At 55.0% G+C, this 15,003-nt stretch carries 10 protein-coding genes; 2 read left to right on the top strand and 8 right to left on the bottom strand.

Annotated elements, in window-relative coordinates; all coding sequences use genetic code 11:
• Window positions 1-227 precede the first annotated feature (227 nt).
• Window positions 228-2,048 (top strand): acyl-CoA dehydrogenase C-terminal domain-containing protein, encoded by a 1,821-nt coding sequence (locus MWU64_RS10680; RefSeq protein WP_247064224.1) that lies wholly within the window; start codon window positions 228-230, stop codon window positions 2,046-2,048.
• Between the two features lie 58 nt (window positions 2,049-2,106).
• Here MWU64_RS10680 and MWU64_RS10675 read toward each other — a convergent pair whose 3' ends face one another.
• Window positions 2,107-2,862 (bottom strand): ABC transporter substrate-binding protein, encoded by a 756-nt coding sequence (locus tag MWU64_RS10675; RefSeq protein WP_247064222.1) that lies wholly within the window; start codon window positions 2,860-2,862, stop codon window positions 2,107-2,109.
• 147 nt (window positions 2,863-3,009) lie between these two features.
• The gene (locus MWU64_RS10670; RefSeq protein WP_247064220.1) at window positions 3,010-5,124 is read right to left on the bottom strand and encodes a TonB-dependent receptor; all 2,115 of its coding nucleotides are present in this window, start codon (window positions 5,122-5,124) and stop codon (window positions 3,010-3,012) included.
• A 240-nt stretch (window positions 5,125-5,364) separates the two neighbouring features.
• Here MWU64_RS10670 and thpD point away from each other — a divergent pair, with 240 nt between their 5' ends.
• Window positions 5,365-6,300, top strand: coding sequence for an ectoine hydroxylase (gene thpD, locus MWU64_RS10665; RefSeq protein ID WP_247064218.1), 936 nt, complete (start codon window positions 5,365-5,367; stop codon window positions 6,298-6,300).
• 136 nt (window positions 6,301-6,436) lie between these two features.
• Here thpD and MWU64_RS10660 read toward each other — a convergent pair whose 3' ends face one another.
• The 6 genes from MWU64_RS10660 to MWU64_RS10635 form a co-directional block, all read right to left on the bottom strand.
• Window positions 6,437-8,302, bottom strand: coding sequence for a hypothetical protein (locus tag MWU64_RS10660; protein ID WP_247064216.1), 1,866 nt, complete (start codon window positions 8,300-8,302; stop codon window positions 6,437-6,439).
• A gap of 64 nt (window positions 8,303-8,366) precedes the next feature.
• Window positions 8,367-9,467, bottom strand: a complete 1,101-nt coding sequence (locus MWU64_RS10655; protein WP_247064214.1) for a P-loop NTPase — start codon at window positions 9,465-9,467, stop codon at window positions 8,367-8,369.
• A gap of 10 nt (window positions 9,468-9,477) precedes the next feature.
• Window positions 9,478-10,302 carry an ethylbenzene dehydrogenase-related protein gene (locus MWU64_RS10650; RefSeq protein ID WP_247064212.1) on the bottom strand — a complete coding sequence of 275 codons (825 nt, stop codon included), beginning with the start codon at window positions 10,300-10,302 and terminating at the stop codon, window positions 9,478-9,480.
• Between the two features lie 30 nt (window positions 10,303-10,332).
• Window positions 10,333-11,076 (bottom strand): molecular chaperone TorD family protein, encoded by a 744-nt coding sequence (locus MWU64_RS10645; RefSeq protein ID WP_247064210.1) that lies wholly within the window; start codon window positions 11,074-11,076, stop codon window positions 10,333-10,335.
• Between the two features lie 16 nt (window positions 11,077-11,092).
• Entirely contained in the window at window positions 11,093-12,073 is a 981-nt protein-coding gene (locus MWU64_RS10640) for a 4Fe-4S dicluster domain-containing protein (protein ID WP_247064208.1), read from the bottom strand.
• Between the two features lie 12 nt (window positions 12,074-12,085).
• Entirely contained in the window at window positions 12,086-14,857 is a 2,772-nt protein-coding gene (locus MWU64_RS10635) for a molybdopterin-dependent oxidoreductase (RefSeq protein WP_247064206.1), read from the bottom strand.
• Between the last annotated feature and the right edge of the window lie 146 nt (window positions 14,858-15,003).

Below are 15,003 nucleotides of genomic sequence, written 5' to 3'. Positions count from 1 at the left end.
TACCTTATAAGAGTCTTCTGAGGCATGCCATGTGCATTCTTCGAAACCAAGGAGGTTTGCATAATATTTACACACTTAGAGCCGGGCCCCTACTCCGTCATTTGAGCCAATTGTCCAAACTGACATTGGCCTCGGAGCTTTTCGTCAATGGCAGCTTTCGTTGAATGCCGTACAACTAAAAGCATCAGGGTCGTTGAGCCCTCTAATGCACACGGGAAGGATTGGATATGCCTCAGTACAAAGCCCCCCTGCGGGATATGAAGTTTCTGATGAACGACGTGTTCGATTATCCACGTCATTACGCGGGTTTGAGTTCAGGCGAGAACGCCACTCCGGATATTGTTGAAGCGATATTGAATGAGTGCGGCCGGTTCTGTGAAGAAGAGCTGAGCCCGTTGTACCAGATAGGCGACGAAGAAGGCTGTAAGCTGGAAAACGGCGAAGTAACCACGCCCAAAGGTTTCAAAGACGCGTACAACCAGTATGTGATGGGCGGCTGGCAGGGTCTGTCGGCACCGGAAGAATTCGGCGGTCAGGGATTGCCTGCTTCCATGGGCTTGTTCAAACAGGAAATGATGGGCACTGCCAACTGGTCATTCGCCATGTACCCGGGTCTGTCGCTGGGTGCGATGAACACCATCTACCTGCACGGCAGTGACGAGCAGAAGCAAACTTACCTGGTTCCGCTCACGGAAGGCCGTTGGGGCGGCACCATGTGTTTGACTGAACCCCAGTGCGGAACCGACCTTGGCCAGGTGAAAACCAAAGCCGAGCCTCAGAAAGACGGTACCTACAAACTGACCGGCACCAAGATCTTTATTTCGTCCGGTGATCACGACCTGACCGAAAACATTGTCCACATCGTACTGGCCCGCCTGCCCGGCGCTCCGGCCGGTACCCGCGGCATCAGCCTGTTCATCGTTCCGAAATTCCTACCCACCGAAGACGGCGGCGTGGGTGAACGCAACGGCGTGAACTGTGGCAGCCTCGAAAAGAAAATGGGCATCAAAGCTTCCGCCACCTGCGTGATGAACTTTGATGATGCAACCGGCTACCTGATCGGCCCTGAGAACGAAGGCCTCGAGTGCATGTTCACCTTCATGAACACGGCTCGTATCGGTACTGCCATTCAGGGCGTTGGCCCGGCCGAACTGTCTTACCAGTGGGCGCTTGAGTACGCCAAAGACCGTCGTTCCATGCGCGCGCTGTCCGGCAAGAAAGAACCGGACCAGGTGGCCGATAGCCTGATTCACCATGCTGATGTTCGCCGCATGCTGCTGACTCAGAAAGCCATCGCCGAAGGCGGCCGCGCCATGCTGTATTACGCTGCGAAAACCGCAGACCATATGGTGGAAGCGCATACTGCCAACGATGAAAAAGCGGTGAAAAAGCACGACGACAAGTTGGGCTTCCTGACTCCGATCCTGAAAGGGTTTCTGACCGAACTGGGCAACGAAGCGGCAAACTTAGGGATGCAGGTGTTTGGTGGCCACGGTTACATCCGTGAGCACGGTATGGAACAGATCGCTCGGGATACCCGGATCGCCACGCTGTATGAAGGCACCACCGGCATTCAGGCTCTGGACCTGCTGGGCCGTAAAGTGCTGCTGATGACTCAGGGTGGTGCGGTACGTGAATTCACTTTAAAAGTTGCCAACTTCGCCCGTAAGCATCTGACCAACAGCACGCTGCGTCCGATGGCCGTTGAGCTGCTGAAGCTGACTGCCCAGTGGAACCTGCTGACGGTACGCGTGATGCTGTCTGCTCGCAAAGACCGCGATGTGGTCAGCGCAGCGGCTTACGACTTCCTGATGTACAGCGGCTATGTGTCGATGGCTTACATGTGGTTGCGTCAGGCCGCGGTGGCTTCTGACAAACTGGAGAACGGCGGCGAAGAATCCGAAGCCTTCTACCAGACCAAAATCAACACGGCAGAATTCTACTACGAGCGTTTGCTGCCCCGCGCTCAAAGCCATGCCACCAGCATGCTGAGCCCGACCCGTAATCTGATGCAGATCGAAGCAGATAATTTGGCCTTTACCGGGTAACTCCACCGGTAACCTCTCTCCCGGGTAGGTCTTCTACCCGGGATTTTTTTGCAGAAGCTTATAGCCCGTATTTAGTCTCGATAGCCTGATACATACCACTTTCTTTGATGGCTTCCAGGCTTTCTTGCAACTTCTGAATAACATCATCCGGGGTGTTCGGGTTCATCGCGAGATACAGTTCAGACTCGTTAAACGAATAAACCGGTTCCAAGCCTTCCACATCTTGCTGTGACGCAAAGTAAGGTCCCGCCAGTCGATCCGAGATCCACAAATCTACCTGTCCCAGTTCCAAACGCTTGGGGTTGATGTCATCACTTTCCATTTCCGAGACTTTATAACCACGATCCAATAGGTAGTTGGTCATCACATCGTTGCGAAAGCCTCCGTATAACATACCTTTGGTATCTTCCAACTTGTCGATGTCCAAGTTGGTGCCGGCGGCTGCAAAAACTGTCCACAGGTTCTTCGTCAGCGGCCCTACCCATTTAAAATTGGGCGCTCGCTCTTCGGTGTAGGTTGTACAAAAAATGCCGTGGTTGCGTTTGCTCAGAGCGCGCTTGTAACCGTAATCCCAATTGCGCAGCTTGATGACATGGTCCAGGCCCGATTTATCCAGAATCGCTTTGACCATCTCCGAACAGATGCCGTCCACTTCATTACCGTTATGCTCAAAAGCACGGCCTGTGGCGCTCATGTTGTACGGAGGGAAGTTCTCGGTATAGATGTAAAGCTTGTCGGAAGCTGTCACCGGCGCGGCTCCGCTGCCCAATGCAAGGGCGCCCACCAACGCTATGAATTGACCCAATTTACGCACGGATACTCTCCTTTATCATTTTTTCCTGCCGCCGATCTGAAAAAATCAGCAATTCTAGGATGTTAGGGGCCGGAGAGTACCCGATTACCGTTTATGCGTTTAGCACTAAACTGTTAGTTTTCGTAATAGTGCCACGTTGCGCACAGACTAGAAGGTGACGTTCGCAGATAGCCACAAACGACGCCCTTCCTCTGAATTCGCGTACCGGTTTCCGTAGCGGCTACCGTTGTCATACGCTTTGTAATCAATAAAGTCTTCATCCAGAAGGTTGTAAATGGTGGCGCTCAACGCGACATTCTCTGTTGCTTTAAACTTCCCGCCCAGATGAACCAGGGTGACCGACTTGAAGTCCCCCAAGTCCGCATAGGACGGGGCTCCGCGAACCCGTTCTCTGGCGCGGTAACGCTCACTTTCATACTGTGCTTTTACGAACGTTGACCAACGCACTGACGGAGCCCAACGCAACTCGAGATTGGCCATATGCTCCGGCGTGTCGGTAAGCGGCTCGCCTTTATCCTCTCCGGATTTCTGCTCGCTGTCGGTATAGGTGTAGTTCGCTGCCAAGCGCCAGTCCTGTGCGAAAGGCACCGAACCGTGCAACTCCACCCCTTGGGTGATGGCTTCATCAATATTTTTGTCCTGACCAAACACGTCGGCCAAGGGCCAGTTACCTTTATCCACACACCCGGGGCGATTCGGATCCTGTGCATAACTGCAATTCAACAGATCCGGGCCGTCTGCGATCTTGTCTGTAAATTCGTTGTAGAAGACCGTAGCACCAACACGATATCCGGCCGGCTTTTCATACACCACCGCAAGTTCGGTTGACGTGGACGTTTCAGGTTGCAGATCCGGGTTGCCGAACAGGGGAATCGTACCTTGGCCGGTAAATCCGACGACGCCAGGATCCAGCTGTTCCAAGCCGGGTGTTTTATAACCTCGACTGACACCACCCTTGATGGTCAATTCAGGCGTAGAGCTCCAGACCAAATAAGCTCGAGGGCTAAATTGGCCACCAAAAGAGTCGTGGTGGTCGTACCGGCCACCCAAGGTCAGCGCCAGATCATCCGCAAGGAACCACTCATCCTCTACAAACAACGCTTTGGTTTTTTGTTTGAACTCCTGCTCGGCCACACCATCGGTCATCCGGGCATCAAACCATTGGCCACCCACTGTCAGAACGTGATTTTCAATGGGCATAACGAGTTTGCTATCAATCACCCGATTTTCAGCCTTCAATTCCCGATGCAAGCCGGGCGCTTTGCCCGGAACACCATTTGGAATGACCCGGCCACCGGTTTCGGTAACGTTTCTCATTATGCTGGTTTCAAGCGTCCCAATCGCTAACCGTCCGGTATGGCCGACAGCAAACTGATCCCGATCGAATTCCAGTTCCGGGCCGTAGCCCCGCGGACCCAGTGTGCCCAGCTGACCTTCCGAGTTGTCGTAGTCTTGCTTACTGGTTTCTATATCAAGCCACAAGTCGTGCGAATCGCTCGGGGTAACCGTGAGCCTTCCGCCCACCGTGTATTGCTCAGACTCTACCGGGCTAGGCCCGCGGGTGCTGACTTCGATCGGGTCACCGTTAAGATCCAGGAACTCCAATTCGGATTCATCCCTCTCAAACCAGCGGCCACGAAGTTGCAGGCCAATCAAGTTATCCACAAGCGGGCCGGTGGTGTACGCACTGTAGGCTCGGCTGTCGCCAAAATCCCGGTCTTGGTTCAGGGTGGTTTCTGCAGTCAGCGAGGTGGTCCACTCCGGGCTCACTTTACGGGTAATGATGTTAATCACCCCACCCATGGCATCCGAGCCGTAGAGTGTGGACATAGGGCCTCGAACAACCTCAATGCGCTCGATGGCTGCTGGCGGGGGTAGAAAACTGGTGGCTGTTTGCCCGAAACCATTGGGCGTTACGTTGCCTGCGGTGTTTTGCCGGCGGCCGTCAATCAGGATCAGTGTGTATTCGGCAGGCATGCCTCGCATACGAATATCAAAACCACCTGTTTTGCCCGCAGAACCGCTAACATCCACACCTTCTACATCGGCAAGAATATCGGTGAGGCTATAGGCTTGTTTATTCTGAATCTCTTCACGGCCGATCACGGTAATGCTGGCCGGAGCCGCGGACTGGCTCTGCTCAAAACCCGAGGCTGATACCACGATTTCATCCAGCTCGACGGGCTGCGCGGAGACTTGCAGCGCAAATCCGTAAGACACGACTGCAACCGCGGTCGAGAGAATGGAAGTCCTGAACTGCATGAGCCACTCCTTAAGTTGACAACAAATATCGGCGGCAAATGATAATATTTTGCATTTGATAATTGCAATAACTTAATTTCTGTCGGGCTTGAAATTCCTCTATCGGTCCTTACATTCCTTTTCGAGTACGCCCAATTACCGTTAACTCACTAAGGAATTTAAGAGTTTCCCTAACCTGCTCGCTTACCTGTAAGTAAAAGCACACCATCATCGTGATGTTTAAAAGAAGGAGGTTCGAACATGGACACTCGTACTGACGACTTTTATCCCACGCGTCTCGAAACCCCAATGGCTCCGATAGACCGGTTAGACCCAGTTATCCACAGCCGCGGGGAAAACCGAACAAACGGCCCTTTGAGTGAGGCCGAGTTGGCCAGGTATGAACGGGACGGATTTCTGGTATTCAATCAGTTTCTCGACCACGAAACCGTCCGGCGGTTTCAGGAAGATCTTGCAGCGTACGAGAACGACGACCGTATCCTGCGTGCTGAAGGGACAATTACCGAGCCCGGAAAGCAGGAAATACGATCCGTTTTCGGCATACACCGGCTGTCACAGCGCTTTGACCGACTCACCCGGGACCCGCGAATCCTGGATATGGTAAAGCAGATATTGGGCAGTGATGCCTATATTCACCAGTCCCGGATCAATTTCAAACCTGCTTTCCATGGCAAGGGCTTTGACTGGCATTCCGATTTTGAAACCTGGCACGCAGAGGATGGTATGCCGAGAATGCGGGCGGTCAGTTTTTCGATCACGTTGACCGATAACAACCCGTTCAACGGCCCTTTAATGCTGATTCCGGGCTCCCACAAAACGTTCATCCCGTGCGTCGGGCGCACACCGGAAGACAATTACCGGTCTTCGTTGAAGAAACAGGACCTGGGAGTGCCCAGTGAGCAGGATATTAAAGAGATGGCGAACAAACACGGCATCAAAGCGCCCACAGGGCCAGCCGGCTCTTTGATTATATTCGAATGCAACACCTTACATGCCTCCAATGCCAACCTGTCGCCCTGGCCACGCAGTAACCTGTTTTTTGTATACAACAGTACTGAAAACCAGCTTACCGAACCCTTCTGTGGTAATAAGCAACGTCCGGATTTTCTGGGCAACCGCAGCAATACCAGCGCTCTGACACCGGTTCAGAACGACGGCTGGCGGCAAAGCGGCTGAACGGCGGTAGCAAGGCTTCATTGCGGTTAACAAGCGAGCAGGCGGGTAATATTCAAAAATGAACGAACGGCTACCGGTACAATTACCGGTAGCTTAATGGGAGGCTATTAACGTTCTGGATTAACAAGGAAAGCCTTTAGACGAGGCCTTGGCGCCGCAGCACCGTTCCCCGATCGCCTACCGCATAAACCACACCCCTTCGGGTAGCACACACCACCCTCAAACCGGCATCACTGCCACTGGGTTCCGTTAGCCATTGGCCCGCTTCGAGGCGCAGAACACAGCCTCGGGTACCTACCGCAAAGGCGCCTGCGGCCTCGGAGCCGGATACCGACAGAATATCTTCCCGCAGGCGGGTCGCCATTTGCTGCCAGCGCTGGCCATTGAAATGTGCCAATGTACCTGAGAGCCCAACGGCGTAGATATTGCTCAAGCTGTTGCCCCAGATTCCATAAAGGAAATTCTCGGTGCCCACGTTGAATTCACTCCACTCTTTGCCGTTGTATCTCAACACCAACCCGAAATCGCCGGGGGCCAGCATGTGTTCGTCATCCATGGCCCAGAGACTGTAGAGAGCTGACTGGGTGCCACTGGGCATGCGCTGCCAGCGCAAACCGTCAAAATGCAGAATCAGGCCTTCATCGCCTACGGCGTACAGGGATTCGGGGCTGCTGCCCCACATGTCCATGATGGTAAGATCAAGGTTCAAGTCGTAATGCAGTGACCATTGCTGACCGTCGAAACGGAATATGCGGCCTTCCTGGCCAGCGGCAAAAAGCCCGGCCCCGGTATCCCACAGGCAGTGCACCGTTAGATCACTGGGCGGTGGCAGAAGCTCCCAGTGATCACCCTGCAAGCGCATTACCGTACCAGCCTCGCCGCATGCGTAGCAGGTGCCATCCAAACCTTCGGTGAAGCCCCAAAGCTGGTTTTTGGTGGGTACATCCATGGCTTCCCAGGGGCTGGCGGCTGCAGCTTCAGGTGGCGGCGCCAGAGCCTGGGTGAAATCTTCTGCGGCGGTCATGATGGTCGCAAAATCGCCCACCGCCAGCGCTTCACCGGTAGACAGTACTATAATGTCCATCAGGTCGTGATGGCTGTTGCTCTCCAGTTTGTCGAGCCGCAAATCCTTGAAGTAGTACAAATGACCCTGATCGCCAACAATCAGTACGCCGCCTTTGTAGGCTTTCAGTGATCTCAGGCGCGGCATGGGTTCGTCAAACTTCAGGGCCTGGAACTGGCCGTTCTGGTAGCGCACCAGCTCGCCCCGGAAACCGCCCTGATCGACGAAATAACGGCCACCGCCCAACAGCAAGCTGCCATCGTCCATCACCAGCAAAGCATGAAACCCGGAGCCCAATGGGCAATCGAGTTTTTTCCACAGGCCGTTGCTGTCCCGGCGCAACACTGTGCCTTCGGCACCAGCTGCATATACGGTGTTGTCTGGTGCGCAGGCAACCGCTCTCAGATTGACCTGGGTGGGGCTTTGCTCCCGCTGCCACTTGGCTCCGTCAAAGTGCAGCACCATGCCATCATCGCCTACCGCCCAGGCTTGCCCCTGTTCGTTACCATCAATGGCAAACAAGGGTGTATTTTCCTCACAGGCGGCAAAACGCCCGTTTGTTTCATCAATCACACCGCCCCGCAATAACTGCCATTTATCGCCATCGTAGTGAAGCAGGGCACCCATCCAGCCCACGGCAAAGAGATTGTTTGCGGCTGTGCCCCAAATGCCATGTAAGGGCAACCGTGTGGGCAGTGTCATCTGTTGCCATTGCGCTTCTCCTGCTTCGGCTTTACCGGTATAGCGCAACACCATGCCTTCATCACCCACAACAAACAGTTCGCCTTTGCCTGTCCAGCCCGACCAGAGCACATCGCCATCACCGGCACCCACTTCCGGCACCCGGCGCCAGGGTGCGCGGCCGGGCGCTGCAGAGTTGTCTGTTCCTAACAGCTGGCGGAAAAAACGTCGGCGTTCAGGCGCGCGAGTGTCTGTCATGGTAATACTCTCAATTTAAAGGCTTCTGCCCGGCCATGGGCCTGTCGCAACAAAAATCTGGTATTCAATTCTGCGGTGAAGGATCGTTAGAGCTCCCCAGCAAGGATGCAAGCTGTTGGCGTAGCGTGTCTCTTTGTTCCTCAGGCACGGATTCCAGTGCCTGCTCCAGCTCGTCACTTTCCAGGCCAGCCTGTGCAAGTCCATGCAGGGAGTGTTTGGCCGCTTCCGCAAAACCTGCCTGAGCATGCGCCACACAGGCTGTGACAACGGGAGCAAACGCCTGTGCTTCAGGGCCTTCCGGGTCCGAGACGACGATTGGAACGCCGGTATCGGAACCGCTGGACAACGCCAGCGACAGGGGAATTTGCGCCAGGGATGTCACATCGGCAGACGCCAGAGCTTCCGCAAGATGACTTCGAGGAAAAACGTGAAAGTGGCCGCTGCAGTGGGGGCAGCTGACACCCGCCATATTCTCCACCACACCCAGCAGGGGAAGCCCCCGCTCCTGACAGAACCGCACCGCCTTGAGGCTGTCCATCAGTGCCACTTCCTGGGGCGTGGTGGCCAGCAACGCTGCCACATCATGGCCTTCCAGCATATCCGAAAGGGTAATCAGTTCGTTGCCGGTTCCCGGTGGCATGTCGATCACCAGAAAATCCAGCGGGCCCCAATCAAAGGACCCAATCAGGTGGTGCATGAAGTCATGCTTGTAGGCATCCCGCCATACGATAGGCGTGTCGTCCCGCTCCATCATGAAGGCAAGAGAGCCTACTTTCAGCGAATACTGCAATCCGGGGTACTCGAAGTTTTTGGGTGGCAGACCTTTTTTGCTCAAACGCACTCGCTCACCCACAAACCCGAAAAACCGGCTCTGGTTGGGGCCGTGGATGTCGGCGTCTGCCACCCCGACCCGGTAGCCCTGAGCCGCCAGCCCGGCCGCTACGTTAGCCGACACCGTACTTTTACCCACGCCGCCCTTGTTGGCCATCACCATGATGATCTGGCCAATCTGTGCCAGCCGGGTTTCAATCAGCCGTTTTTCATGGTGGCCTTTCTCCAGCTGGCACTGCTCTTCCTCAGGGCAGAACTGGCAAGCATGCCCTCGGCCACAGTCCTCCGGCGCAAGGGCCAGCGGGTCACGACCGGGAAAGTGGGAAACCGACATCAAGGGCTCCTTAGTTATCGTTGTCCAGGCGGGTGTCCAGAAGTATCCAGGTATGGGTGACACGCTTGTTACCATCGCGCTCATTGTCACTACCTTGCCATATGGCAAATCCCATCGGCACTGTTTCACGATCAAAATTCACTTCGTGTTCACCATCCGACTCGAAGGGCCGCGACATCACCACCTGCCATTCCCTTTTCTCTGGAACGTCGCTGGTAAAGTAGGCACTGCCACCATGCACACTCTGTTTCGGCAAACGGGTGGTGCTGCCATACCCCCCAGCAGCAAGATTCTCAACCGCGGGTGCGCCGGCGCGCCAATACCAGATGTTCACCGGGTTCTCATGACCAGACCCCATCATGTACGAGGTATCTGCATCGTTTAGTGCGAACTGCACCGCCACGCCATCACCGAATTTATCCACAGTGGTCGCACGGTCTTCAGTGGGGTCTTTCCAGTGCATGCGTAGGTAGAGCCGCTCATCGGAACGGGCCACCTGAAAATAAACATGCTTGCCCCGGGTTGAGCCTTCTTCAAATCGCAAACCAACAGACTGATGAACCGGCGGAGCTGGTAACAAATTGGTTCGGTACTTTGGCAAACGATCCCAAATCAGATCATCCGGATCGTTTTCGGTTCGCAAATAAATGCCATCAGGAATACGCGAGACTTTCACTGTATCCCAGGCTTTTACTTCACTCACGTTCGGGTTTCTGTCGCTGTGATCCGCCAATGCGTAGGGGCTCGCCGCCATACAAGCCACCAAGGTGATCAACCCCTTAAACCGGCTGATGCGATTTACCAAAGGGCCATTTGCAATAGGTTTCGATGTCATGGCGTGGTTCCTCATGCTAATCGGTTGGGGTCAATCCCACATGGTTTGGCTGCCGGCTTCGGTACCGATCTTTCGTGCACCCTCTTCAGGACATGGCCCTACCTGATGCTCCAATGCCCGCTGTTGAGCCAGAGTCCAGTCCGGGAGCACGTTCACGAGATGTGCCAGATTGGCATCCAGACCGTGCTGATCTTCCTGAGCGTATTTGGCGCGGATGGCTTGCAAAAGCGGCCTGAGATAACGAACCAGAAAATCCCTTTGGGCTCGCCGGTAAGGCGATGCATCCCACTGGTTTTCCAGGGCATTCGCCTCGAGATGGCAAAGCAATGCACAAAACTCCAGCATCGCTAATAAGTGATCAGGCTGATCTTTGTGGCCTTCATCGTCCACAGCGGCGGTCAGCCCGAAGTGTGTATAGAACGCCTGAACATTCAACAGATAGGCACCGGGAGTTAGCCCCCCAACCAAGCTGTTGTAGGCACTGGCCACCAAGGGCACCCGGGGTTTGCCCCGTTTGCCATGAACAAACGTGGCCATGTAGCCCACTTGCAGGGCCTCTGCATCGGGGCTTGCATCAAACTGTGGCCAGGAGTCTCCTCCCAGTGATTGCCAGGCCTCGCTGAGCGCCCCTTGCAGGCGCCCATCGGCCAATGCTTCCCAGGTTTCTTCCATGGGGTAACCCAGTGCCACAGCCGCAAGGCGATAAACCGCTCCACGAGCCTCAGCCGTTTCAAACTCATGCTGCCGGGCCGCTGGCGCTGCTAATTGCGTCATTTCCTTTCTCCCGGCCTCAGCTCAGTTTGAACATTTCAGCGTGTTTGTAACCAATCAGGATGTCCATAAGCTCACTGCCCTCACCATGGGCTTTCGCCTGACGGGCTGCTTGCAGTGTGTCCAGAACCTCGCCAGTACGGGGGCCAAACAGGCTTTCCAGATAGGAAAGCGGTATCCGGGATTCAGCCAGTTGTTCGCCATTTTCACCGAACTTGGGTGGCGACAGGGGCGGCACATAGAATACGTTGGGCTGAGTGCCCCATTCTGCGTGCAGCGGCAAGGCCACTTTGTACTTCTCCACCAGCTTGTGAATCGGGCCTTCTTCGTCGTCGCGGTAGCCTATCCAGCGAATCCGCCCCACACACTGCTGGGCACAGGCGGTGGGCAGGCCTTTTTCAATGCGCGGGTAGCAGAAAATGCACTTCTCGGATTTGGAAATCTGCTCGTTGAAGTAGATTTTCTTGTACGGACAGGCGTTTACGCAGTAGCGATAGCCCCGGCAGCGCTCCTGATCCACCAGTACAATGCCGTCTTCCTGGCGCTTGTAGATGGCGTTACGGGTACAGGCCGCCAGGCACGCCGGGTTGGCGCAGTGGTTACACAGGCGCGGCAGGTAGAAGTAGTAGCTGTTGGGGTAATCGCCCTCACCTTCGTCTTCGTCCCAGTTGGCACCCCAGGTGGGCTTTACGTTGGGGCGCAGCCAGGGGTCGGTGCCGGTCATCAGGGCGTCTTCGTAATTGTATTCCCACGGAATACCGTAATCTTCCTGGCTGGGCTGACGGCCAAGGCGCAAGGCACCCTCGGCATCAAAACCGCCCCCCATGTTTTCGTAGTCCCGTGGATAGCCTTTACCCGGTTGGGATTCCACGTTGTTCCAGTACATGAACTCACGGCCGTTGCGGTTGGTCCACATGAGTTTGCAAGCTGCGGAACAGGTGTGGCAGCCAATGCATTTGTTCAGATCCAGGACCATGCTGAGCTGGCGTTTAACAGTCATGATTATCTCCCCTTAAACGGCCCGTGGGTCGGTGATGTCTTCTGCCTTGGCCAGCTCTATGTCGTAGCTGCTTTCATGAATGTGCTGGTTGGCATTCCACATGGCGTAAATAAACTTCAGGTGGCCCCAGCCGCCCGCCAACTCCAAGGGTTGTAAAAATACCGCGTGGGAAACGTTCATGTTTCTGCGCTGAATATACTGATGCGGCTCCCAGCCGTGCTCCATCATGATCGAGTCCACCGGAATGCTCGGATAGAACTTGGCCTGAGCAAAAAAGTCACCGTTGGCATTGAATAGCCGCACCGTATCACCGTCTTTGATGCCTTTTTTCTCGGCCAGCTGTGGATTGATGTAGATATTCGGTTCACCACGCTGCAGCCGCAGCAGGTACTTATTGCTGCGCCAGTTGGAGTGGATCGCCCAACGGGAGTGCGGTGAATAGAATTTCAGCGGATAATTGGACGCCTCTGGCCCGGCATACAAACGTGCGGTGGGCACAGTGGATTTCAGTTTCTTGAACCAGGGGTGATCACAGTAGAAGGTGATACGGCCGGTCAAGGTGTCATAAGGCTTCTTGCCATCGGTTTGCGCAGTGAACGGGTTGTAACCTTCATCCGGTTTCAATGGCTGGTTCAGACCCGCGTGCTCGTTCATCACGATGAAGCCTTTCTCAGTGGCCTCTTCAATGGTGACACCACCGAACTCCGGAGAATCCTCAATGATGTGCTTGAGCACATCGTAGTCTGTGTTCAGCGTGCCCTGACGGGTAAAGTCGTCGTGAATGGTGTGCAGATCACGGGTTACGTCACCATCCTGAATCGGGCCTACACCGCGGGCAATGGCTCGCTCCTGGATCTTCTTGGTGAGCAGCGCCATGATTTCCCAATCGGGCTTGGACTCGCCCACCGGCTCCACCGAACGGGTAAACACGTTGGCGAAGCGGTGGTATCCCTGGGTACGGATATCCCAGGCTTCGTAGTGGCTGGCCGCAGGCAGCACGTAGTCAGCCCACTCTGCGGTGGAATCCATGCGCACGTTAATGTTGACGTATAGCTCCTCCGCCTGACGCAGGTGCTCTTCGCGGTACTTGTGGCTCATTTTGTTGCGGCGGAAGGTGTTGTCCGCAATCGAAATCATGCCTTTGATTTCGCCGTAATACGGCATCCAGCCCTTTTCCATGGACTCGTTCATCATCTCTTCCATCTCATCGAGATCGAAGCCAACACGCTCCTTCAGTTTTTTGTTGTCGTAATGCTTGCGGGCGCCTTCCATCATGCCGCCGCGCAGGAATTCACCCAACCCACCCGGCTCCAGGCGGGCCGATTTCTTACCTTCAAAGCCGGCCAGCTCACTCCAGCGTGGGTGACTCCAGACCACCCAGGAGGTGTCCAAACCACCCGTGCGGCCGCCGTGCCCGGTCAACGCCAGACTCAGGGCGTAACCCCAACAGGTATACAAGCAGTTGGAGTAGCTTGAGGTGATATAGCCCAGCATGACGATGGCTTTCTTGGCCTTGGCCAGATGGCGGGCTTCCTGCCGCACAATATCCGGATGAATGCCTGTATGTTTCTGATTTTTCTCCGGCGTGTGTTTCGCCGCTTCTTTCTTCACGTGCTCGAACGAGGTCGTCACCTTGATGCCGTCGACTTCGAAGGTGCCTTCCAGAGCAGGATCCACATCACCGAGTTTCAGGGTTTTCTCATCGTCCCCCATGGAACCTTTGGCTTTCACCGCCTTATTGGTGTTCAGATCCCAGTGGTAAAACACTTCCTCGGAACCGCCTTCAACCAGGTCAGACTCCCGGAGTAACTGATCGTTGTCCAGACGAACCAACATGGGCAGGTCTGTTTGTTCTTTCATAAACGCCGGTTTAAACAGTTTTTCTTCAATAATCACGTTCACGAACGACATGGCCAGAAACGGATCCGAACCCTGTTTTATGGGCATCCACAAATCGGTGTGGATGGCACTTGGGTTGTAATCCGGTGCCGTACTGGTGATGCGTGCACCATTGTATTTGGCTTCCCAGATGTAATGGGCATCAGGAATACGGGTAGCGTTGGGGTTAATCATGCCCAGCATGATGTAGTCGGCATCAAACCAAGCATCGGAGGTGAAGCTTTCCAGGGGGTTGCCATAGGCCAGGTGAGCGCCGGTCAACAGATCCCCCACCACTGTAAAGCCGTCGAGCTGGATGCCCCCTACCAAGGCTGCAAAACGTGCGGGGCCAGACTGGCGCACCATGGTCTGGTTGCCAGAACCCTGGTGGGTTTTCAGCTTGCCGGGGCCGTGATTGACAAAAATGTCGATGATTTTATCGGCCACTTCTTCTGTGGCCTGATCCCAGGAAATTCGCTGCCATTTGCCTTCGCCTCGCTCACCCGCGCGCTTCAGCGGATAGCGCAGGCGATCGGCCTCGTACATGGAGGTGGAGTGAATCGCGCCTTTCTGACAACCCCGAGGGTTGGCATCGGGTATGTTCTCGTGCACTTGCGGGTATTTGGCAATTTGCTCTTCACGAATGACAATGCCGTCTTTGACGTATACATCCCAGGCGCAGTTACCCATGCAGTTGATGCAGTGAGCCGCATGACCCACGTGGTCCCAGGTCCATTCGTTACGATACAGATCCTCCCAGTCACGGTAGGGGTATTCAGTGGCCAAGGTATCTTCGACTGGCTCTAGCCGGTTCAACGCCCAGACGTTACCACTCAGCATCACACCGGTACCCGTGGCCCCCAACCCCTTAAGGAAATCGCGGCGCTTCAGCTTCCACATTCCCATGACTCTCTCCTCATCTCGACAATTGTCATCATCCGATAGTGTGAACGTTGATGGCTTTCCTTCTTAAAGTTAGCACAAGAACCATAATTAAAGGTCCGGTCTACTACTTATTTCAAAGGATCCTTGAGCGTAAGTTGACTCATATC

Origin of the sequence: Marinobacter sp. S0848L, assembly GCF_023016065.1 — a bacterium.
In the GTDB taxonomy this organism is placed as follows: domain Bacteria; phylum Pseudomonadota; class Gammaproteobacteria; order Pseudomonadales; family Oleiphilaceae; genus Marinobacter.
This window is presented reverse-complemented; position numbering and strand designations above follow the sequence as displayed.

What these genes read in the sequence shown, in the direction of transcription:
- MWU64_RS10680 (WP_247064224.1), top strand. Translation starts at nt 228, where the DNA reads ATGCCTCAGTACAAAGCCCCCCTGCGGGATATGAAGTTTCTGATGAAC.
- MWU64_RS10670 (WP_247064220.1), bottom strand. Translation starts at nt 5,124, where the DNA reads ATGCAGTTCAGGACTTCCATTCTCTCGACCGCGGTTGCAGTCGTGTCT.
- thpD (WP_247064218.1), top strand. Translation starts at nt 5,365, where the DNA reads ATGGACACTCGTACTGACGACTTTTATCCCACGCGTCTCGAAACCCCA.
- MWU64_RS10660 (WP_247064216.1), bottom strand. Translation starts at nt 8,302, where the DNA reads ATGACAGACACTCGCGCGCCTGAACGCCGACGTTTTTTCCGCCAGCTG.
- MWU64_RS10655 (WP_247064214.1), bottom strand. Translation starts at nt 9,467, where the DNA reads ATGTCGGTTTCCCACTTTCCCGGTCGTGACCCGCTGGCCCTTGCGCCG.
- MWU64_RS10650 (WP_247064212.1), bottom strand. Translation starts at nt 10,302, where the DNA reads ATGACATCGAAACCTATTGCAAATGGCCCTTTGGTAAATCGCATCAGC.
- MWU64_RS10645 (WP_247064210.1), bottom strand. Translation starts at nt 11,076, where the DNA reads ATGACGCAATTAGCAGCGCCAGCGGCCCGGCAGCATGAGTTTGAAACG.
- MWU64_RS10640 (WP_247064208.1), bottom strand. Translation starts at nt 12,073, where the DNA reads ATGACTGTTAAACGCCAGCTCAGCATGGTCCTGGATCTGAACAAATGC.
- MWU64_RS10635 (WP_247064206.1), bottom strand. Translation starts at nt 14,857, where the DNA reads ATGGGAATGTGGAAGCTGAAGCGCCGCGATTTCCTTAAGGGGTTGGGG.